The 20,052-nt window shown below is 52.0% G+C and carries 16 protein-coding genes; 3 read left to right on the forward strand and 13 right to left on the reverse strand.

Features of this window, described 5'->3' with window-relative positions:
• Positions 1 to 13 precede the first annotated feature (13 nt).
• The 3 genes from DP119_RS15440 to argF are packed head-to-tail and all read left to right on the forward strand — an operon-like array spanning position 14 to position 5,119.
• Positions 14 to 1,081: a carbamoyl phosphate synthase small subunit gene (locus DP119_RS15440; RefSeq protein WP_112233968.1), complete on the forward strand. Its 1,068-nt coding sequence runs from the start codon at positions 14 to 16 to the stop codon at positions 1,079 to 1,081.
• On the forward strand, positions 1,074 to 4,172 hold the full coding sequence (locus DP119_RS15445; protein ID WP_112233969.1) for a carbamoyl phosphate synthase large subunit: 3,099 nt from the start codon (positions 1,074 to 1,076) through the stop codon (positions 4,170 to 4,172). The genes DP119_RS15440 and DP119_RS15445 overlap by 8 nt, the downstream gene beginning before the upstream one ends.
• Entirely contained in the window at positions 4,169 to 5,119 is a 951-nt protein-coding gene (gene argF / locus DP119_RS15450) for an ornithine carbamoyltransferase (RefSeq protein WP_112233970.1), read from the forward strand. The genes DP119_RS15445 and argF overlap by 4 nt, the downstream gene beginning before the upstream one ends.
• Before the next feature lie 871 nt (positions 5,120 to 5,990).
• Here argF and DP119_RS15455 read toward each other — a convergent pair.
• The 13 genes from DP119_RS15455 to veg form a co-directional block, all read right to left on the reverse strand.
• On the reverse strand, positions 5,991 to 6,281 hold the full coding sequence (locus DP119_RS15455) for an RNA-binding S4 domain-containing protein (RefSeq protein WP_112233971.1): 291 nt from the start codon (positions 6,279 to 6,281) through the stop codon (positions 5,991 to 5,993).
• Positions 6,268 to 7,746, reverse strand: a complete 1,479-nt coding sequence (yabN, locus tag DP119_RS15460; protein WP_112233972.1) for a bifunctional methyltransferase/pyrophosphohydrolase YabN — start codon at positions 7,744 to 7,746, stop codon at positions 6,268 to 6,270. Before yabN ends, DP119_RS15455 begins: the two co-directional genes overlap by 14 nt.
• 3 nt (positions 7,747 to 7,749) lie before the next feature.
• Positions 7,750 to 9,330 carry a putative polysaccharide biosynthesis protein gene (locus tag DP119_RS15465; RefSeq protein ID WP_112233973.1) on the reverse strand — a complete coding sequence of 527 codons (1,581 nt, stop codon included), beginning with the start codon at positions 9,328 to 9,330 and terminating at the stop codon, positions 7,750 to 7,752.
• 16 nt (positions 9,331 to 9,346) lie between these two features.
• Positions 9,347 to 12,880, reverse strand: a complete 3,534-nt coding sequence (gene mfd, locus DP119_RS15470; RefSeq protein ID WP_112233974.1) for a transcription-repair coupling factor — start codon at positions 12,878 to 12,880, stop codon at positions 9,347 to 9,349.
• Between the two features lie 109 nt (positions 12,881 to 12,989).
• Positions 12,990 to 13,550 carry an aminoacyl-tRNA hydrolase gene (gene pth, locus DP119_RS15475; protein WP_112233975.1) on the reverse strand — a complete coding sequence of 187 codons (561 nt, stop codon included), beginning with the start codon at positions 13,548 to 13,550 and terminating at the stop codon, positions 12,990 to 12,992.
• A gap of 108 nt (positions 13,551 to 13,658) precedes the next feature.
• Positions 13,659 to 14,309: a 50S ribosomal protein L25/general stress protein Ctc gene (locus DP119_RS15480; RefSeq protein WP_112233976.1), complete on the reverse strand. Its 651-nt coding sequence runs from the start codon at positions 14,307 to 14,309 to the stop codon at positions 13,659 to 13,661.
• Positions 14,310 to 14,395: 86 nt separating this feature from the next.
• Positions 14,396 to 15,358 carry a ribose-phosphate diphosphokinase gene (locus DP119_RS15485; RefSeq protein ID WP_112233977.1) on the reverse strand — a complete coding sequence of 321 codons (963 nt, stop codon included), beginning with the start codon at positions 15,356 to 15,358 and terminating at the stop codon, positions 14,396 to 14,398.
• A gap of 17 nt (positions 15,359 to 15,375) precedes the next feature.
• Entirely contained in the window at positions 15,376 to 16,746 is a 1,371-nt protein-coding gene (gene glmU / locus DP119_RS15490; RefSeq protein WP_112233978.1) for a bifunctional UDP-N-acetylglucosamine diphosphorylase/glucosamine-1-phosphate N-acetyltransferase GlmU, read from the reverse strand.
• 303 nt (positions 16,747 to 17,049) lie between these two features.
• Positions 17,050 to 17,334 carry a septation regulator SpoVG gene (gene spoVG / locus DP119_RS15495; RefSeq protein ID WP_112233979.1) on the reverse strand — a complete coding sequence of 95 codons (285 nt, stop codon included), beginning with the start codon at positions 17,332 to 17,334 and terminating at the stop codon, positions 17,050 to 17,052.
• Between the two features lie 148 nt (positions 17,335 to 17,482).
• The gene (locus DP119_RS15500) at positions 17,483 to 17,860 is read right to left on the reverse strand and encodes a RidA family protein (RefSeq protein ID WP_112233980.1); all 378 of its coding nucleotides are present in this window, start codon (positions 17,858 to 17,860) and stop codon (positions 17,483 to 17,485) included.
• Position 17,861: 1 nt separating this feature from the next.
• Positions 17,862 to 18,686 (reverse strand): pur operon repressor, encoded by an 825-nt coding sequence (gene purR / locus DP119_RS15505; protein ID WP_112233981.1) that lies wholly within the window; start codon positions 18,684 to 18,686, stop codon positions 17,862 to 17,864.
• A 57-nt stretch (positions 18,687 to 18,743) separates the two neighbouring features.
• On the reverse strand, positions 18,744 to 19,607 hold the full coding sequence (gene ispE, locus DP119_RS15510; RefSeq protein ID WP_112233982.1) for a 4-(cytidine 5'-diphospho)-2-C-methyl-D-erythritol kinase: 864 nt from the start codon (positions 19,605 to 19,607) through the stop codon (positions 18,744 to 18,746).
• Positions 19,608 to 19,748: 141 nt separating this feature from the next.
• Positions 19,749 to 20,012, reverse strand: a complete 264-nt coding sequence (veg, locus tag DP119_RS15515; RefSeq protein WP_058382232.1) for a biofilm formation stimulator Veg — start codon at positions 20,010 to 20,012, stop codon at positions 19,749 to 19,751.
• Between the last annotated feature and the right edge of the window lie 40 nt (positions 20,013 to 20,052).

Raw genomic sequence — 20,052 nt, forward strand, 5'->3', positions numbered from 1 at the left:
AGGAGTGTGGATCATGACAGGGAAATTGATTTTGGCAAATGGCGCATCGTATACCGGAACATGGCACGGCACACAAGCGGCAGTACAAGGAGAAGTCGTCTTTTTCACCGGCATGACGGGCTACGAGGAAGTCATTACCGACCCTTCCTATAAAGGTCAGGTCATCGTTTTTTCCTATCCATTGATCGGCCAATACGGCATCGAATCACTTTATGCACAATCCGAAAAAATCCAAGCCTCGGGCATCATTGTTGCAGAGCTGTATGCGGGCCCGTTGCCAAAACAGGCAATTTCGCTGGCACAATTCGCAGAAGCGCAAGGCGTTCCACTCCTCAGCGGCATCGATACACGCTCAGTCATCCAACAGGTTCGCGAAACGGGCACCATGCCGGCGCAGCTGCTTCATACGAACTTCCCTGAACAGCCATGGCAAATGCTTAAGACCGATTTTTTCCCGGCCTGCGAAGCGGCGAAGACGAAACAGGTCGGCGAAGGCCCTTTGCATATCGGCCTGGTCGATTTCCATTACAAAGCCTCCATCTTAAAAGAATTGCTCGCTCTGGGCTGCACGGTCAGCATCATCCCATACAACGGGGCAATCGACCTTCCCGAAACTCTCGGCGTTGACGGGCTATTGTTCTCGAACGGCCCGGGAGACCCGCAAGCATTGAACAGCCGCTTGCCTGTCTATCGCTCATGGGCAGAACGCTATCCGTCATTTGGCATTTGCCTTGGCCATCAGGTGCTGGCTGCTGCTTTCGGGGCGAAAACAGCGAAGCTCGCTTACGGCCATCGTGGCGCCAACCATCCCGTCAAAAACAATAAGACCGGACGCGTCAGCATGAGCTCCCAAAACCACAGCTATGTCGTTGAAGCAGAGAGCCTGCCGGACACGCCTTTTGAAGTGTTGTACGAAAACGTCAACGACGGCAGCATCGAAGGCTTGATCCATCCGCAATTGCCGATTACGACGGTTCAATTCCACCCGGAAGCGGCTCCCGGCCCGGCAGATCATCTCGCATTGTTCCACGAGTTCCTGGAGACGGTAAATGAAATGAAGAAGGTGAAAATGCATGCCTAAGATAGAATCCATTGAAAAAGTACTTGTCATCGGTTCCGGCGCCATCGTCATCGGGCAAGCCGCAGAGTTCGACTATTCCGGTACCCAAGCATGCCTTGCATTAAAAGAAGAAGGCATCGAAGTGGTGCTCATCAATAACAACCCGGCGACGATCATGACCGATGAAAGCGTGTCGGACAAAGTGTATTTCGAGCCGATGACGCTCGAATCCGCCATTAAAATCATCGAAAAGGAGCGCCCCGACGGCTTGCTCGCGACTGTCGGAGGCCAGACTGGCCTGAATCTGGCGATGGCGCTGGCCGATGCCGGCATCCTGGAGCAATACGGCGTCGAATTGCTCGGTACCAATATGGCCGCCATCAAAAAAGCGGAAGACCGCGACCAGTTCCGTTCCTTGATGAAGCAACTCGGCGAGCCGGTTCCAGATAGCGACATCATCTATTCGCTCGACGGGGCGCTCGCTTTCGCGGAGCGCACAGGCTATCCCGTTATCGTCCGCCCTGCCTATACGCTCGGCGGTTTCGGTGGCGGTATCGCAAGTGACGAGGTGGCCTATATCAAATTGGTCACGCAAGGCTTATCGGCAAGCCCGATCAAGCAATGCCTCGTCGAGACGAGCATCGCGGGATACAAGGAAATCGAATATGAAGTGATGCGCGATGCTTCCGGCACATGCATCACGATCTGCAATATGGAGAACTTGGACCCGGTCGGTGTGCATACCGGCGATTCGATTGTCGTCGCCCCGAGCCAAACCTTGAACGACCCGGATTTCCATATGCTGCGCTCATCCTGCATCAACATCATCGAAGCGCTCGGCATCATCGGCGCCTGCAATGTGCAGTTCGCCCTCCATCCGGAAACCTCCGAGTATTTTTTGATTGAAGTTAACCCGCGCGTCAGCCGTTCATCCGCGCTCGCTTCCAAAGCGACCGGCTATCCGATCGCAAAAATCGCGGCTAAGCTGGCGATCGGCTATACGCTCGATGAACTGAAGAATCCGGTAACCGGCACGACCTATGCCAGCTTCGAGCCGGCGCTCGATTACGTCGCCTTGAAAATCCCGCGCTGGCCGTTCGACCAATTTCCTTCAGCGGACCGTTCGCTCGGTACGCAGATGAAGGCGACCGGCGAAGTGATGGCGATCGAGCGGCGCATGGAAGCTGCCATGCAAAAGGCGCTGCGTTCGCTTGAACTTCCGATAGACGGGTTCCGCCTTCCCGCCATCTCTGCATTGCCGACGGGTGATTTGCTGGAACTCGCTATGAAGCCGGACGACCGCCGCTTATTCGTCTTATTCGAATTGCTCGTCCGCGGGAAAACGATCGATGAACTGCACGCCATTACCGGCATCACGCCTTATTTCCTCTACGTTTTATCGAATATTGTCACAGAATGGCAAGACCTCAAATCGATCAGCTGGAACACCGTAACCGCTGAGCGCTTATTGCAGGCGAAAAAGCTCGGCTTCAGCGACCAGCAAATGGCCGATGTTTGGGGAGTGCCAGCAGCTGAAATCTGGGGGCAACGCAGAAGCTATAAAATTACGCCAGCTTACCGGATGATCGATACATGCGCCGCTGAATTCCGCTCGAATACAAATTATTTCTATTCGACGTGGGACAATGACGCGGATGTCGACCGCTCGAATGACGCGAAAAAAGTCGCGGTCGTTGGCTCGGGGCCGATTCGCATCGGCCAAGGCATCGAATTCGATTATTGCTGCGTGCACAGTGTCATGGCCGCACAGAAGCTTGGCTATGAAGCGGTCATGATCAATAACAACCCGGAAACCGTCAGTACCGATTACGAAGTGGCAGATGCGCTTTATTTCGAACCGATCACGGCGGAAGATGTCTTGAACGTCCTGGAATTTGAAGGCATCCACCAAGTCATCCTCCAATTCGGCGGACAGACTTCGCTTAATTTGGCGAAAGCGCTGGAAGAAGCGGGCATTACCGTGCTCGGCTCATCGGTCGATTTGCTGGATCAAATGGAAGACCGCGACCGCTTTTATGCATTTCTCGAGTCGATCGGTTTGCCGACCATCCCCGGGACAACGGCGAATGCGCCGGAAGAAGTGCTGCCGGCAGCGGAAAAGCTCGGCTTCCCGGTCTTGCTTCGCCCCTCCTATGTCATCGGTGGACGCGGCATGATCGTGCTTCACGACCAAGCGGAGCTAGATGCTTGGCTCACTGGAGCTGACAAGGCATTTCCGGTATTGGTTGACTATTTCGTCACCGGCAAAGAAGCCGAAGCCGATATATTAACGGACGGCAACAATGTCTGGGTCTCGGCGATCTTCGAGCATATCGAAGGGACCGGCGTCCATTCCGGTGACAGCATCGCCAGCACACCACCCTTGACATTAACAGATGTCCAGCAGCAAAAGCTGATCGATACCGCGAAGCATATTGCGAGACAACTCGATTACACCGGGCTGTTCAATATCCAATTTGTCTATGAAGAAGATCAATTATTCGTTATGGAAATCAATCCCCGGGCGTCGCGCACGGCACCGATCAGTTCGAAAGTGACGGATGTGCCGCTCGTTCAGCACGCGACCGCCCTATTGCTCGGCGTGCCGTACGATGAGCTGGGTATCGAAGACATGTACAACGGACAGCCGGACTTCACTGTTAAAGCCCCGGTGTTCTCCCATATCAAATTGCCTGGCCTGTCCCCTGTCCTATCGCCCGAGATGATGTCGACCGGCGAAGTGATCGGCACTGCAAAACTGTTTGAAGACGCGCTCGAAAAAGCGCTGACCGGCGCTTCTGTCCAACTGGCCCAATTAAAGCAAAGCTCCACAATTTTTGCCGCGGCGGACAGCGACAGTTCACAGGAGCTCGACGCCTTTCGCGCGCAAGGCTTCACGATCGTGACCGAAGACCAACTTTCGTTTAACGAGTGGTTAACATCGAAAGACGCTGCCGCCTATATCGACTTTTCCGAAACACCCGACGCCAGCCGCATGGCGCAAGCTGCCATCCACCGCCTCCACGCCTGGTCGCGTCCGGAAACGGCCGATGCTTTCGCCACAAGCTTAAAAATACAATCTGAACGCTTGAAAGGAGTGCTTGCCCAATGACAATGATCATGCCCCTAGCCCCGACCGTTGCCCAAGAAGATTTTTTATCTTTGAAAGACTATAGCTCCGAGGAGATTCTCGACTTGCTTAATTTAGCGATTGAATTGAAGAAACCGGAAAATAAACATTTACCGCTCTTGAAAGGAAAAGTGCTCGGCATGATCTTCGAGAAATCATCGACCCGCACACGCGTTTCGTTTGAAGCCGGCATGCTGCAGCTCGGCGGGCACGCGATGTTCTTGAGTTCCCAGGATACACAGCTTGGACGCGGTGAAACGATTGCCGATACGGCACGTGTGTTGTCGGGTTATTTGGACGGGCTGATGATCCGCACATTCCACCAATCTGCAGTCGAGGAGCTAGCTGAATTCAGCTCGATTCCCGTTATCAATGGCTTGACGGACGATTACCACCCATGCCAAGTACTGGCTGACCTCATGACGCTTACGGAACATTTCGGGGAATTGAAAGGCCGCAAGCTGGCGTATATCGGGGATGGCAATAATATGGCCAATTCCTTGATGATCGGTGCCGCAAAAGTCGGGCTCGATATCGCGATCGCCGCCCCGAAAGGCTATGAACCGCAAGCCGAAATGGTCGATCTCGCACAAGCCATCGCCAAAGATACCGGTTCTGTGGTGACAGTGACCCACGATCCCGTCGAAGCCGTGAAAAACAGCGACGCTATCTATACGGATGTCTGGGCGAGCATGGGCCAGGAAGCCGAAGCCATTAAACGTTTGAATGATTTTGCAGGCTTCCAAGTGAATGCGGAACTGGTGCAGCACGCGAAAGCGGATTACATCTTTATGCACTGCCTACCTGCCCATCGCGAGGAAGAAGTGACGGCCGATATTCTGGAAGGCCCCCATTCAGTCATTTTCCAGGAAGCCGAAAACCGCCTGCATGCCCAAAAAGCGGTGCTCGTGACTTTGATGGGCGATTGAACTTATTGATACGAATGAAGAGCCTTACCTGCAAATGGCGAGGCTCTTTTTTGCGTTGTCGAATTTTTAGTGGAGTGAAGTTTTCATGTATGGAGAAGTAAGTTTTGTTTTTTCATCACCTTGGTAGCCGCCGCCTCGCTTGGGGTTGAGCTCGCGCCATGAGCCAGGAAGGACGCCTGTCTCTTGGCTTCGCTTCACCCTTGTGCGCTTGGCGGCTTAGACATTTCGTTGAATCGAATGAGTCGGATGGATTCGGTTCTGGATGGTTCGTCCGCTTTTGGGTATGCGCTTAATGGGTTAAGCGAGTTGGGTCATGAAGTTTATGTGCGACGAGGTTCGTTCATTGTATTTTGCATCGCTTTGTTAGTCGCTGCCCCGCTTGGGGTTGGCCTTTCGCAATGAGCCAGAAACCCGCTGTCTCATTGCTTCGGCTCACCCTTGTGCGCTTGGCGGCTTGGATATTTCGTTGAAGTAAATAAGTAAGATGGTTCCGGTTTTGTATGACTCGTCCGCTTTTGAATACGTCGCTTAGTTGGAAATGCATGTGCTGAACAAAATCAGTAAACTGGTCTACCGAGAAAAAGTGCACTCTATTTCTTCATTTGCTGAGTGGAGAGGATGACACAACTACTTACCAATCTAAACCTAGAGATGAAGCGGAAACTGCTGACTCCTGGGGGACCGAGCGGGACTGGCGAGACAAATGTGTCGCGCTTTTTTGCGGCACATTGGCTCGATGCCCGCCCCCCGGAAAGCAGCAGTTGAAGCGCAATCTCACCTCATCACTATTCCACTCCAACTATTCACATCATCTTATTTTCAACATACAAAAAGAACCCAACCGTTAACCGGCTGGGTTCTTTTTCATTCTTTATGATTCGTCGTCCACAAAGCTTGGGTCCACTTTATCAAGCTTTTCTTCGTTCAAGATCGTGTACATTTCCGCAGTTTGTTCTTTGCGAACATTTTCGCGCAATTGGTCGATGCGGGCGGTGACGACTTTTTGCCCGAAGCGGATCTGCAGTTCATCGCCTTCTTTGACGACGCTGCTCGCTTTCGCTTTATTGCCGTTGACCAAAATGCGGCCTTGGTCGGCGACTTCCTTCGCCAAGGTGCGGCGCTTGATCAGGCGGGATACTTTCAGGAATTTATCGAGTCTCATGATTTCCGTCCTCTCCGTGTACAGCTTTCGCTTCGTTCCAGAAGCCGTCAAGCTGGTCTAATGTGTAATCCGAAAATGTGCGGCCGCCTTCTTTTGCGCGCTGCTCCACGTGCGAAAAGCGTGTGCGGAATTTACGGTTCGCCTGGACCATCGCCTGTTCCGGCGACAAGCCGTAAAAACGCGCGATGTTGACGAGCGTGAACAATAGATCGCCTAGTTCATCGAGCTGCTGGTCTTTGGAACCATTCGCCACTTCTATCTTGAACTCCTGCAATTCCTCTTCGAACTTCGCCCATGCACCATCTGCATCTTTCCACGTAAAGCCTGCTTTTGCGGCTTTCTTCTGATAATTATATGAGGTCAAAAGTGAGGAGCTGTAGCGATCCTGGCCATCGAGCAACGATTCGCCCGCCGGTTTTTCCTGCTGCTTGATCGCTTGCCAGTTATTGACGACTTCACTTGCAGAGGACACATCCACATCACCGAACACATGAGGATGGCGGCGGATCATTTTATCGCTGATGGCTTCTAGGATATCCTCCAGCTGGAAATAGCCGCTATCCTGGCCGATTTGCGCGTGCAAGAATACTTGCAATAGCACATCGCCGAGTTCTTCCGCGATGGCTTCGTCATCTTCCTCTTCGATCGCCTGCAGCAATTCGTGCGCTTCTTCGAGTAAATAAGGACGCAGTGATTCATGTGTCTGCTCGCGGTCCCACGGGCAGCCTTCAGGACTTCGCAGTTTCGCGATGATCTCACGGAATGTCTGCCATTCTTTCAAACGCTGGGTCTGCTCCGTTGCAGGCGGCACATAGACAGTCGTCAAATTATCGATTTCCGCCGAACGGTCGAGTTCGTGAAGCGGCACCGTACGCAGGCGCTCTGAAGTGGCCCCTGCGGCTGTAACAATCGTTACCGGGTAATCTTCCGGGTATTTCTCCATCAGCGACAGTTTCACTTCGGATGCGCTGAATTGGTCATACACTTGCGCGATCAAAATGTGTTCGGTCATATTCAATCGGTCGCTGTCGAGGCCAATGCCGTCGACCAGCTGAAAGCCGTCGATCGGATCGATGCGCAACGCGCCGAATATGGCGTCCAAAAAACTTTGCCCCCCGGCAATCGACAATGTGCAGCGCCCGTGCTTTTCTGCTTCGATCAAAAATTGCACCGTCTGTTCCGCAACGAGCGGATGTCCCGGCACTGCGTAATAAACGGATGCGTTTTCCGAAAGCGCAATAAGCGTATCGGCGATTTCCTGATAAACCGGTGCAAAATCATCATGCTTTTCGTAAATTGCATCAAAGCTCTCGTAACGTAAGCCTTCTGTCTCCAGTTCTTCAACGACCGGGTGATCCGCTGTCCGCAAGTAAAGCGGGTCCGCCTCTTTCAAAGTACGGTATACGCCGAGCGGCAATTGCAGAAGATCCCCGGCGCCAAGGCCGAGTATATGAATGGTATGCATTGTCTAACTCCTTTTCTTTCGTGAATTGAGCGCCAATTGCAACGCAGCCAGGCGGCGGCCGAACGGGATAATGTACCATTCCCTCTCGGTGATAATCCGTGATTTCGCCACCACCAATAAAAACACGGCAGCGCCGAGCGGAACGGCGGTCAGCGTGATGAATACGGCTTCGAACCGGCCGGACCATGGCACTAGCCGCGCGATCACCACTACATAGGCATAAACCGCAATAGCCATCGCCAAGGACGCTGCCATGAGCCAGCCGTAAAAATGGGCGTGGGCAAATTGCAGCGGCCAAACCTTCTTGAAATACCAGATGAGCGCTGCCGCAATGAACGCCAAGCCGATATTGCCGGCAAGCGCTGCCCCGGTGATGCCGTATCCGGGCACCAGCCATAAATTGCCGGCCAGTTTCAGCAGCAAGCCGATCAACAAGAACAGTGCCGGTACACCAACTTTTCCAAAACCGTACAGAATCGCCGTCAACACCAGCACAAGCGACATCGAAACGATTTGCCAATTAAAAACGATGAGTGCAAAAGATCCGTCCGGCGTCTTGAATAAAGCTTCATTGACATAAGGCATAACCAACGTCAACCCGGCGGAGGCGGCGACCGCAAACAACACGGACACACGCAAAGCGAGGCTCGCGTAAAGTGCCGGGCTGCGGCCGCTTTTTTTCTGCATCGTACGGGCAATCAATGGCACGAGCGACAGCGTCAAAGAAGTCGCCAATAAAATCCCGAATTGCACGAGCGGTTGCGCACGGTCATAGATGCCTTTCTGTTCCATGGCCGCCTCTGTCCCGAGCGGCTGTTCGAGCAGGCGATAGACGGTAAATGAATCGACCAGCTGAAATAGCACCAATAACAGCGAACTCATGCTGACACCGAGACTCATAAATAGCAATTTCTTCGCCGTCACTTTGTGGAACTTACCAAAAGGGCGCTCTCTTTGCCTCCTGTAGGAACGCCATAATAACAGCACAGCCGCGAATGAGCCGGCGCCGGCAGCGGCGATTGCCACTTGCCCCGCGACATAAAGCGAGAAGCCATAGCTGACGGCAGCAAACGCACCGAGCAGAATGACCGCGACGCGCACTGCCTGCTCTGCCACTTGAGCAGTTGCGACCGGTGCCATATTGCCAATTGCTTGCAAACGGCCTTTCAGGATGGCAAGCGGTGCCATGAAGACGACCGCAAATGCCCCTGCCTGCAGCACCCCTGAAAGCGCCGGGTCGCCCATCCAGCCAGCCAGCATGCCAGCCCCGAAATAAAGTACAGCAAACGCTGAGGCGGCAAGAATTGCCATGAGCCAGGAAGCCGTGCTTAAAATGCCGGCGTGCTTTGAATTATGCTGCTCCGCCAATAATTTCGACACGGCGACCGCAAAGCCGTAAGACGTCCAAATGCCGAAGATCGCAACGAATGGATACACTTGCTGATAAATATAAAAGCCTTCATCGCCGACCAGGTTTTGAAACGGTACCCGGTAAACGGCACTCAACAGTTTGACGACAAACCCTGCGAGCGCAAGTAACGCGGCGCCTTTCAAGAAACTGGCCATCGAATATTGAGCTGTCATCTATTTGCACCCCTCGTCACCCGACCGACGCCTCTTCCCTAATGGAATCAGCTAAAATCTCCATCATGCCTTCAAGCACGTCAAATGGGTGGTGCTTGCCGGTCTTCTTGCCGTCGATTGTCAACACGAGTGCTTGGCCATTCATCGTGAAGCCGACTGCACGCCCGTAGCTGCCGGAAGCCTCGACAACTTTGCCCCCGTCAATCGACTCCGTTCCTGCTTCGCTCAATTTGACCGTTACGCGATCGCCTTGCTGTTTGATCGATTCCACACCGGCCGCGCGCGCCCAGACTTTCATGCGGGCGATGCGCAGCAATTGCTCGGCTTCAATCGGCAAATCGCCGAAACGATCGATCAGTTCATCTTGCAAGTCGACCATTTCTTCTGCAGTTTCCATGTTTTTGACACGTTTGTACATCTGGATCTTCTGGTAGCCGTCGGCAATATAGCTGTCTGGAATATAAGCGTCTTCCGTCAGCGAGATTTCCACTTCCGGCACGACTTCTTTCTTCATGCCAGTGCGGCGTTCTTCAATCGCTTCTTCGAGCATTTGTGAATACAAATCGAAGCCGACCGAATCGATAAAGCCATGCTGCTGGGAACCTAGCAGATTGCCTGCCCCGCGGATCGACAAATCGCGCATGGCAATTTTAAAGCCCGATCCGAGTTCGGTGAATTCCTTGATGGCCATTAAGCGTTTTTCTGCGACATCTGTCAGCACTTTATCGCGCTGGTACATAAAGTACGCATACGCCACGCGGCTCGAACGACCGACACGGCCACGCAATTGATAGAGCTGCGACAAGCCCATACGGTCAGCATCGTGAACGATAAGTGTATTGACGTTCGGGATGTCGATGCCGGTTTCGATGATCGTCGTCGTTACCAGAACGTCGTATTCGCCATCGAGAAAGCCGAGGATGATCGATTCGAGTTCGGTCTCGGACATCTGCCCATGGGCATAGCCGACGCGCGCTTCCGGAACAAGCTGCTGGATCTCGTCCACTTTGCGAGTCATGTCGCTTACCCGGTTGTATAAATAAAACACTTGGCCGCCGCGCGCCATCTCGCGTTCAATCGCTTCACGCACGAGCCCGCCATTATACTCCATGACATAGCTCTGCACCGGGAACCGATTGGCAGGCGGCGTTTCGATAACCGATAAATCACGCACGCCAATCATCGACATATGCAAAGTGCGCGGAATCGGCGTCGCCGTTAAGGTCAATACATCCACTGTCGATTTCAGCTGCTTGATTTTCTCTTTATGGGTCACCCCGAAACGCTGTTCTTCATCGATGATCAACAAGCCGAGGTCTTTATACACGACATCTTTCGATAAGATGCGGTGCGTGCCGACAACGACGTCGACTGAACCGTTCTTCAAGCCTTTGACCGTTTCGGTTTGCTGTTTTTTCGAACGGAAGCGGCTCATGAGGCCGACTTCAATCGGATAATCCTTGAAACGCTCGCTCATCGTTTCGAAATGCTGCTGGGCGAGAATGGTGGTCGGCACGAGGAACGCCACTTGCTTGCCATCAAGCACCGCTTTGAATGCTGCACGGATGGCGACTTCCGTTTTGCCGTAGCCGACATCGCCGCAGATCAAGCGGTCCATCGGGCGTTTTCTCTCCATGTCTTTTTTCACTTCGTCGATAGAGCGTAATTGGTCAGGCGTTTCCTCGTAAGGGAATTCCGTTTCGAACTGGCGCTGCATATCCTGGTCTTCACTGAACGTAAAGCCTTCGAGCGCTTCGCGTTCTGCATACAGTTTGATCAAATCATCGGCAATGTCCTGTACGGCAGCCGATACTTTCGTCCGTGTCTTCTTCCACTCGACGCCTCCCATCTTATGGAGCTTCGGCTCTTTTTCTTCCGAGGCGATGTATTTCTGGACAAGGTCGATTTTATCGACAGGTACGAATAATTTATCATCACCTTTATAGACGATGTGAAGATAATCTTTATGCACGCCGCCGCTTTCCAATGTCTCAATGCCGACAAACCGGCCGATGCCGTGATGGATGTGGACGATATAATCGCCCGGCTTGATCTCCGAATAGCTCTTGATGCGTTCGGCATTGGTCAATTTTTGTGCGCGGGTTTTTTTCTTCGGCTGCTTTTTGAACAATTCCGCATCTGTAATGACCGCCATGCGCTGCAACGGCATTTCAAAACCGCCAGATAATTCGCCGTCGACGAGATAAGTTTTACCGTCTTGCACGATGGTTTTTTCGGTAATGATTTCCGCTTCCATCCCGTAATCGTCCAGAACGGCACGTACTTTTTGCATACGTTCTTCGCCACTTGCCACGACAAATACACGGAACTTGCCGAGTGTCCAGCGTTCCATTTCAGCTTGCAATAAATTCATCTGCCCGTGGAACGATTGCATCGGCTTGCAGGAATAGGCGAGCGATTTCTTGATCGTGACGAGCGGGAAAGTCCGCGTAAAGAGCGATAGGAAATTGGCCGGCTGCTTGAGTTTCGACAATACCTCCCGGAACGGGTACGCCAGCGGCACATCGTGGAGGAACTTTCCTTCTTCGAGGAGCGATACTGTCCACTCCGCTTCTTCGCGCTCCAGCGTTTCGGTCATTTCCTGTATGCGCCCGAGCTCATCGAAAAATACGACCCCTTCTCCAGGGAAATAATCACCGAGAAAAGCGGACTGCGAGTCGACCAAAGCGGCATATTTCGCCAGCTGTTCCGGTTCGTCGCCGCTCCGGAGCGTGTCGATGTCGTGCTGGATGTATTGCAGCATCAACTCTTTCGTTTCGTCATCCTTGAGTTTCTTCAAGCTCGCGGTCAGTTGGTCTTCAATCCGGTCGGCCAGCATGCGCTTCTGTCCTGCCGACAATACCAATTCAACAGCGGGTAAAATGCATAGCGACTCGATTTTCTCCAGCGAGCGCTGGTCTTCTGCTGAGAACAGGCGGATGGAATCGACTTCCGTGTCGAATAGCTCGATGCGTACCGGATGCTCGAAATGCAGCGGGTAGACATCGAGGATGCCGCCACGTAAAGCAAATTCACCTGGCGAAGTGACCATCGTCGTACGGGAATAGCCCATCGCAACGAGCTTCAATAACCAGTTCCCGGTATCAAGTTCATCCCCGTCCGCTACGCGCAAGGTTGCCCCGTCCCATTGTTCCTGGGACGGCAATAATTTGCGCAAGCCGGAAACCGGCGTGACGTAAATGCCTTTGCCGGTCGATTTCATATGGTCGAGCGTATCGATGCGGTGCGCTCGCAGCTCGGGACCTGAAAACGCGATATCGGCAGCGATCGTTTCTTCCGCCGGATACAAACGCACGCGCTGCTCCCCCATGAGCCTGACCAAGTCGTCATAGACCCGCTGGGCATGCAGCAAATTCGGCGTCACGACGAGCAGCGGTTTGTCTAGCTCTTCATGGACTGTCTGGTAAAAAATCGGCCGGGCACTGCCGGATAAGCCTGAGATCAGTTGATGGTCCTGGCCTTTTTTCAGTTCTTTGATAAATGATTGAGTGTGGGAATCCCCTAAAAATGCCTGCAAAATATGCTTCATGAAGATTCCTCCTTCCTGTTCAAAATAAAGCCATTTGATGGCTATATTACCCTTTTAAAAACGATAGGAAACGGGAAAAAGCCTTGGACGCCTTTATGCGCCAAAGCGGTTATCCGTTGTATTCATTCATGACTTCCTTGAATGGTTTGGCCAGCCAGTAATTGCACGCAGCCGCACTTTTTTCGACGGCGTCTTTCATCAGCGGTTTTTCTTCGTCACGGAAGCGGGCGAGTACGTAATCCGGTACTTTCATGCCCGCTGGCGGGCGGCTGATGCCGATGCGCATCCGGTTAAACTGCTGGGTGCCGAGATGCTGGATAAGGGACTTGATGCCGTTATGTCCCCCTGCGCTGCCTTTTTGGCGCAATCGGAGCTGCCCTGCAGGCAAGTCCAGGTCGTCATAGATGACCACGATGTCTTCAAGGTCAACATTGTAATAATCCATCAAGGGGCCGATGCATTCACCGGACAGGTTCATGTAGGTCAGCGGCTTGACGAGCATCACTTTGCCTTCGGGCCGGTGGACGACGGCATACATGCCCTTGAATTTGGACTGCGTGAGCGGTGCGTTCCAGTCACTCGCCAACTGGTCAATGACATGAAAGCCGATATTGTGGCGGGTTTCTTCATATGTTTTTCCTGGATTCCCCAGGCCGATGATCATTTTCATAGCAAACTCCTTTTACTTCTTCACTGCCTTTTATTTTACCATAATCTGCGCTCATGCAATAAAAACAGGGACTGCCTGTGGACAGTCCCTGTTTGGGCATTGCTGGGATTATTCTTTTTCTTCACCGGCTGCTTCTTCTTCGTTGTCGCCGATGACTTCAGGCTCTTCGCCTTCGTCAGTTGTTTCAAGCTCTTCTAGCTCTTCTTCTGTACGTGGTGCTGTGACAGAGATCAATAGGAAGTCATCGTCGTTCAAGATTTCAAAGCTGAATTTGTCACGGATGTCACTGACTGACACCGAGTCGCCGATCTGCAGCTCGCTGATGTCGATGTCGACGGAATCCGGAATATCGCTCGGTTTGACGCGAATATGCACTTCGCGGTTCGGCTGCGTGACGACGCCGCCTTCTTTTTCGCCTGGCGATTCGCCGATCAAGTGAACAGTTGCATCGACATCGATTTCTTCAGACATATTGATCGCCAAGAAATCGACGTGCTTGAAACTTCCTTTTAATGAATCCATTTGGTAATCGCTCAATACGACGTTCGTGCTCTTGCCGCCGATTTCCAAGCTGATGACGCCATTTCGCCCTGATTCACGCAAAGTCTTGATCAAGTCGATTTCGGATACGGCAATCGGTGTTGTTTCCATCTTGTAGCCGTATACGACGCCAGGCACATTGCCTTCGCCGCGCAAATCGGTCAATGCCGAATGCGGCTTTCCTGTTTCCCGTTTCGCTGCTGTCATTTTGATAGCCATATAATTTCAACCTCCAGTTATATTAAACGCATAGTTTATAACTACCCTGTTCATATAAAGCTGAAACCTGGAAGACTCTGGCGGCATCAATCAAATAAAGTGCTGACTGATTTCTGTTCGTGTACACGGATGATCGTTTCGGCAAGAAGCGGTGCGACCGTCAATTGCTTGATCTTGTCGATTTTCTTCTCATCTGCAAGAGCGATCGAGTTGGTCACGACCAGTTCCTTGATGACGGAATCCTGGATGCGCTGGACAGCAGGGCCTGAGAGGACAGGGTGCGTACAGCAAGCGTAGACTTCTTTCGCCCCGCTTTCGATCAATGCGCTCGCCGCAATCGAAATCGTCCCGGCCGTATCGATGATATCGTCGATGATGATCGCTGTTTTGCCTTCGACGTTCCCGACGATGTTCATGACTTCGGCAACGTTCGGCCGCGGGCGGCGCTTATCGATGATGGCAATCGGCGCTTTCAGGCGATCTGCCATTTTACGGGCACGCGTCACGCCGCCGTGGTCAGGCGACACGATGATTGCGTTCTCGAGGTCGATGTTCGCATCGTTCAGGAAATGATCGGATAGGAGTGGCACAGCTACCAGATGGTCAATCAAAATATCAAAGAACCCTTGAATTTGCGGAGCATGAAGATCCAATACGATTACACGCGTCGCGCCGGCTGTCTCGAGCAGGTTGGCGACGAGTTTTGCCGTGATTGGCTCGCGTGAACGTGCTTTGCGGTCCTGGCGTGCATAGCCGTAGTATGGGATGACTACGTTGACGGTACGCGCAGATGCACGCTTGACGGCATCGATCATGATCAATAGCTCCATCAAGTTTTCGTTGACCGGCTGTGAAGTCGATTGGACGATGAACACATCGCAGCCACGGATGCTTTCTTCGATGTTAATCTGGATTTCTCCGTCGCTAAAATGTGTTACCGAGCTTTTGCCGAGCGGCAAGCCCACCTGCTCAGCGATTTGCTCAGCCAGTTCTTTGTTCGAGTTCAACGAAAAGATTTTCAACTTCGAGTTAGTATTTTGAATGCCCATTGGGGGAAACCCTCCTATTATTTGCGGTTTAGTTTGCTTGCATAGCCTTCTTTATTTTCCTGGCGCGCCCGGCCGATCGCCAAGGCATCACTCGGCACGTCTTTCGAGATGGTCGACCCTGCCGCCACATAAGAACCTTTGCCGATGGTCACCGGAGCGATCAAATTCGAGTTGCAGCCAATGAATGAATCATCTTCAATGGTCGTGAGGTGCTTGTTTTTGCCATCGTAATTAACCGTGATCGTGCCGCAGCCGATATTGACGCCGCTGCCGACAAGCGCATCCCCGATATAGCTCAAATGGGAGACTTTGCTTCCTGTGCCAAGCTCGGATTTTTTCACTTCCACGAAATTGCCGATCTTCACTTCATTTCCGAGCGAGGATTGCGGGCGGATATGGGCAAATGGCCCAACAGCCGTATCGTTGCCGATTGTGCTGTCATACACTTCGGAGCTGCGGATTTCTGTGCGGTCGCCGATCGTGCTGCCTACGATGCGCGTATTCGACGTGATGATGCAATCTTCCCCGATGACCGTGTCGCCTTCGATGGTAACGTTCGGGTGGATGATCGTATCTGCCCCGATCTTTGCCTGCGCACTGATATACGCTGTTGCCGGGTCGATAATCGACACGCCTGCGCGCATATGCTGTTCAGCGATACGGCGGCGCAGGAAAGTTTCCGCTTGGCTTAGCGCGACGCGGTCATTGACGCCAAGCGTCTCTTCGAAACTGTCGGTTGCGTATGCCGCAACGATTTCACCTTGTTTCTGCAGGATCTCGATGACATCCGGCAAATAATACTCACCTTGCACATTATCATTTGAAACATTTTTCAAGGCTTCGAACAAGGCTTCGTTATCAAAGCAATACGTGCCGGTGTTGATTTCTTTCACGGCTTGCTCTTCAGCCGATGCGTCTTTTTGCTCGACAATCTTCTTGACGCTTCCTTCAGTGTCCCGGATGATGCGCCCGTAGCCTGTCGGATTTTCAGCGATGGCCGTCAGGATGGTCGCTTTGGCGCCGGTTTCTTTATGATGGCTGATGAGTGCCTCCATCGTTTCCGCGCGGATCAAAGGCGTGTCGCCGCAAACGACGATTGTCGTCCCGGCTTTCCCTTCGATCAGTGGCGCTGCTTGCTGCACGGCATGGGCTGTGCCGAGCTGCTCTTCCTGGAGCGCATATTCGCTCATGTCCCCCAGCTGTTCTTTCACTTTCTCCGCTCCGTGCCCGACGATCGTAACGATCTTCTCGACGCCAAGGCGGTGGATATTCCCCGTTACATGCTCTACCATTGGCATGCCGCATACCGGGTGGAGCACTTTATACAATTTCGATTTCATCCGCGTGCCTTGCCCAGCCGCTAAAATCACCGCATATGTATTGTCCATCGGTCGAATCCCTCCATTTCCTTTATTGAAATCTGGTTAACTGAAAAATAATTGTCTGGCGAAAGCGCTACCCGTTCAAGGCAAAAAAATGCCACTTTCACGTTTCCTTATTGACTATAGCTGAAAAACCCTTGATTTTCAAGGTTACAGGACATGACAATCCCATGACAAAGCCCGAAGCGAGCGCTATTCCACCCATTTTCGGGCATCTTGATAAAGGGGCTGAGAAATGCTTCTCATGCCATTTAAAAATTCCCATGAAAAAAAGAACCTTCTCAAATAAGTGGAAGGTTCTTCGGCGTATCAGATGCTGGCATTCTCGAGTACTGCCTGCTCTTCACTCTGTTCATATGCAATAAGCACAGCTTCTTGCAATTTATTGCGGGTGCCGGAATTGATCGGATGCGCAATGTCGCGGAACTCCCCGTCCGGCGTCCGCTTGCTCGGCATGGCGACAAATAACCCGTCGTTGCCATCGATGACGCGGATGTCATGGACCACAAATTCATTGTCGAGCGTGATTGAAGCGATTGCCCGCATGCGTCCGTCAGTTTGGACGCGGCGCAATCTTACGTCAGTTACTTCCATTCTCAAATCTCCCCTTCTCTTGCTGTAATTTTTTGGCGCTTTTGTTTGTATTCGGGGAAGAGGACTAAATTCCTTCAAAAATTACATAATTTATTAGAAAATTTACTTAATAAACGTAAAAAAAACAAAAACCACCCAAAAGGTGGCTTTATTGTGCAACTTTCGCAATGACTTCAATTTCCACTTTCACGTCTTTTGGCAGGCGTGCCACTTCGACTGTAGAGCGCGCTGGCTTATGATCGCCGAAATAAGAAGCATAGATGGAATTAAGTTCCGCAAAATCATTCATGTCTTTGATGAAAACGGTCGTCTTGATAACATGCTGAAGCGACGATCCCGCTTCTTCCAGGACAGCCTGAAGATTGGCAAACACTTGATGGGTCTGTTCCGCTACGCCGCCTTCCGCGAGTTCTCCGTCCGCTTTCAACGGAATCTGTCCCGAGCTATAGAACATATCTCCTGAGATAACACCTTGGGAATACGGCCCGATTGCCGCTGCCGCTTTGTCTGTCGCTACGTATTTCATATTAATCCGCTCCTTCAAAATAATTTCCGGCTCTCAATGTAATGGTCCGGTCTTTTTCACTGACTTCGTCCAATTTGACTAGCGATAAGTATTTTTCCACCAGGCGTTCATCCGCATGTTCCGCTTCCACGAGCACTGCAACACCTGCCAATGTGCAATCGAATTCTTCCAGCAAGTTCTTCATGCCATTCATCGTGCCACCGACTTTCATGAAGTCATCGGTGATCAACACACGCTGGCCGCTCTTCATGCTGCGTTTCGACAGCACCATTGTCTGGATCCGCCGCGTGGAGCCTGAGACGTAGTTAATGCTGACCGTGGAGCCCTCTGTCACTTTACTGTCGCGGCGGACGATGACGACCGGCACGTTCATGTGGCGCGCGATCGCCTGGGCAATCGGGATGCCTTTTGTCGCGACCGTCATGATGGCATCGATTTTCTCGCCTGCAAATGCGCTGGCGAATACTTTGCCGACACGGTTCATCATTTGGGGATTGCCGAGCACATCGGTCATATACAAATAACCGCCCGGCAGCAACCGGTCTGATTGGCTCAATTCGGTGATCAATTCATCCATGACCTGGCGAATCTCGACATCTTTCATCTTCGGCACGTATTTGACGCCGCCCGAAGCCCCCGGCACGGTCATCAACAGGCCGATGCCTTTTTCTTCAAAGGTTTCCTTGACGATACCTAAGTCCTCGCTGATCGAAGATTTTGCTGACTGATACAGATCCGAGAAATACGTCAACGGAATCAATTGATGCGGATGTTCCAATAGATAATGCGTCATGTCGACCAAGCGTTCACTGCGCTTCCATTTCACTACTACCCTCTCCTAAACACGAATATTCTAATGAAAACTTACCATAAATATACGTATTTAAGCAAGGGGCTCCCTGTCGCCGAGCAAACGCACCGCATAAACTTCGGAACAGAAGCCACGCAGACCGTTGTAGATGCGCGGGATGCGCGCTTCCTGGTTGACCAAGCCGAAGACGGTCGGGCCACTGCCGCTCATGAGCACCGCATCGGCACCGAATTTGATCATTTGTTCTTTGATCTGCCCAACTTCGGGATGCATATTCATCGTTACGCTCTCGAGCGCATTGCCGAGATTGTCGCACATCGCTTCGTAATTGCCTTCACGCAGTGCAGCGATCATCGCTTGCGTATCTGGATGTTCCGCTTTGTCCGGATCGAAGGCACCATAAACATCCGCTGTCGAGACTCCAAGCGATGGTTTTGCGAGAATGACCCAGCAATGCGGAGGCGCCGGCAGTTCTTCGATGACTTCGCCGCGCCCTGTGGCAAGCGCTGTGCCGCCATATACGCAAAACGACACATCCGAGCCGATTTTCGCGCCCAGTTCCGCCAGTTCATCGAGCGACAGATTCAATTGCCATAACTGGTTGAGCCCTTTCAATGTGGCCGCTGCATCGCTGCTGCCACCGGCCAGTCCCGCAGCCACTGGAATCTGTTTGTCGAGCGAGATGATGACACCCGTTTTGATATTGAATGTATCTTTGATCAATTGCGCAGCCTGGTACGCCAGATTACGCGAGTCGTTCGGCACGAAACGGTCCGCCGATTGGATATGTATGCCTTTCGCTGTCCCTTGCAGGCCAATCCGGTCTGCCAAGTCGACGGTGGTCATGATCATTTCGATTTCGTGGTAATTATCCGGACGTTTGTACAAGACATCCAGGGTTAAATTGATTTTGGCAGGCGCTTTTACATAGAGCATTCCACTGCCTCCTTTTCTGTTCTGATGAAGACTATTTTACCACAGACATACAGCTTCCGAAGAACCGGAACAATAGAAAAAACCCGCTTACGGCGAAATCACCGAAGCGGGTTATAAAAGTAAGTATGAAATAGAGTTCAATTATTTAACGACAAGTGCGTCTTCTGTTCCTTCAAAGACAGTGATTTCCACTGCTTCAGTTAAGATGTCCGCGTAGCTGTAAGATACACGTTCAAATGCATGTTCATCCTGATCCAATTCAATCACGAACACGGAGTGATAGGTTTCACGCAGAATTCCGGCACGTTCTACCGTCTTTTTGCGACCTCCGTTTGCTTTTAACAGCAACCTTTTCCCTAAATGCAGGTCTAATGACTTTTTAATCTCCGCCAAAGTTTTGGGCATTTTGTCTACACCTCACTATAGTCTAAAGTCTAGCATAAAA

Origin of the sequence: Planococcus maitriensis (assembly GCF_003289925.1) — a bacterium.
Lineage (GTDB): Bacteria > Bacillota > Bacilli > Bacillales_A > Planococcaceae > Planococcus > Planococcus maitriensis.

Bases quoted from the DNA above. Each gene is read 5' to 3' on its own strand.
- DP119_RS15455 (WP_112233971.1), bottom strand. From the start codon at position 6,281: ATGAGACTCGATAAATTCCTGAAAGTATCCCGCCTGATCAAGCGCCGC.
- veg (WP_058382232.1), bottom strand. From the start codon at position 20,012: ATGCCCAAAACTTTGGCGGAGATTAAAAAGTCATTAGACCTGCATTTA.
- argF (WP_112233970.1), top strand. From the start codon at position 4,169: ATGACAATGATCATGCCCCTAGCCCCGACCGTTGCCCAAGAAGATTTT.
- ispE (WP_112233982.1), bottom strand. From the start codon at position 19,607: ATGCTCTATGTAAAAGCGCCTGCCAAAATCAATTTAACCCTGGATGTC.
- glmU (WP_112233978.1), bottom strand. From the start codon at position 16,746: ATGGACAATACATATGCGGTGATTTTAGCGGCTGGGCAAGGCACGCGG.
- mfd (WP_112233974.1), bottom strand. From the start codon at position 12,880: ATGAAGCATATTTTGCAGGCATTTTTAGGGGATTCCCACACTCAATCA.
- DP119_RS15440 (WP_112233968.1), top strand. From the start codon at position 14: ATGACAGGGAAATTGATTTTGGCAAATGGCGCATCGTATACCGGAACA.
- pth (WP_112233975.1), bottom strand. From the start codon at position 13,550: ATGAAAATGATCATCGGCCTGGGGAATCCAGGAAAAACATATGAAGAA.
- yabN (WP_112233972.1), bottom strand. From the start codon at position 7,746: ATGCATACCATTCATATACTCGGCCTTGGCGCCGGGGATCTTCTGCAA.
- spoVG (WP_112233979.1), bottom strand. From the start codon at position 17,334: ATGGAAGTAACTGACGTAAGATTGCGCCGCGTCCAAACTGACGGACGC.
- DP119_RS15485 (WP_112233977.1), bottom strand. From the start codon at position 15,358: ATGGGCATTCAAAATACTAACTCGAAGTTGAAAATCTTTTCGTTGAAC.
- DP119_RS15445 (WP_112233969.1), top strand. From the start codon at position 1,074: ATGCCTAAGATAGAATCCATTGAAAAAGTACTTGTCATCGGTTCCGGC.
- DP119_RS15480 (WP_112233976.1), bottom strand. From the start codon at position 14,309: ATGGCTATCAAAATGACAGCAGCGAAACGGGAAACAGGAAAGCCGCAT.
- DP119_RS15465 (WP_112233973.1), bottom strand. From the start codon at position 9,330: ATGACAGCTCAATATTCGATGGCCAGTTTCTTGAAAGGCGCCGCGTTA.
- DP119_RS15500 (WP_112233980.1), bottom strand. From the start codon at position 17,860: ATGAAATACGTAGCGACAGACAAAGCGGCAGCGGCAATCGGGCCGTAT.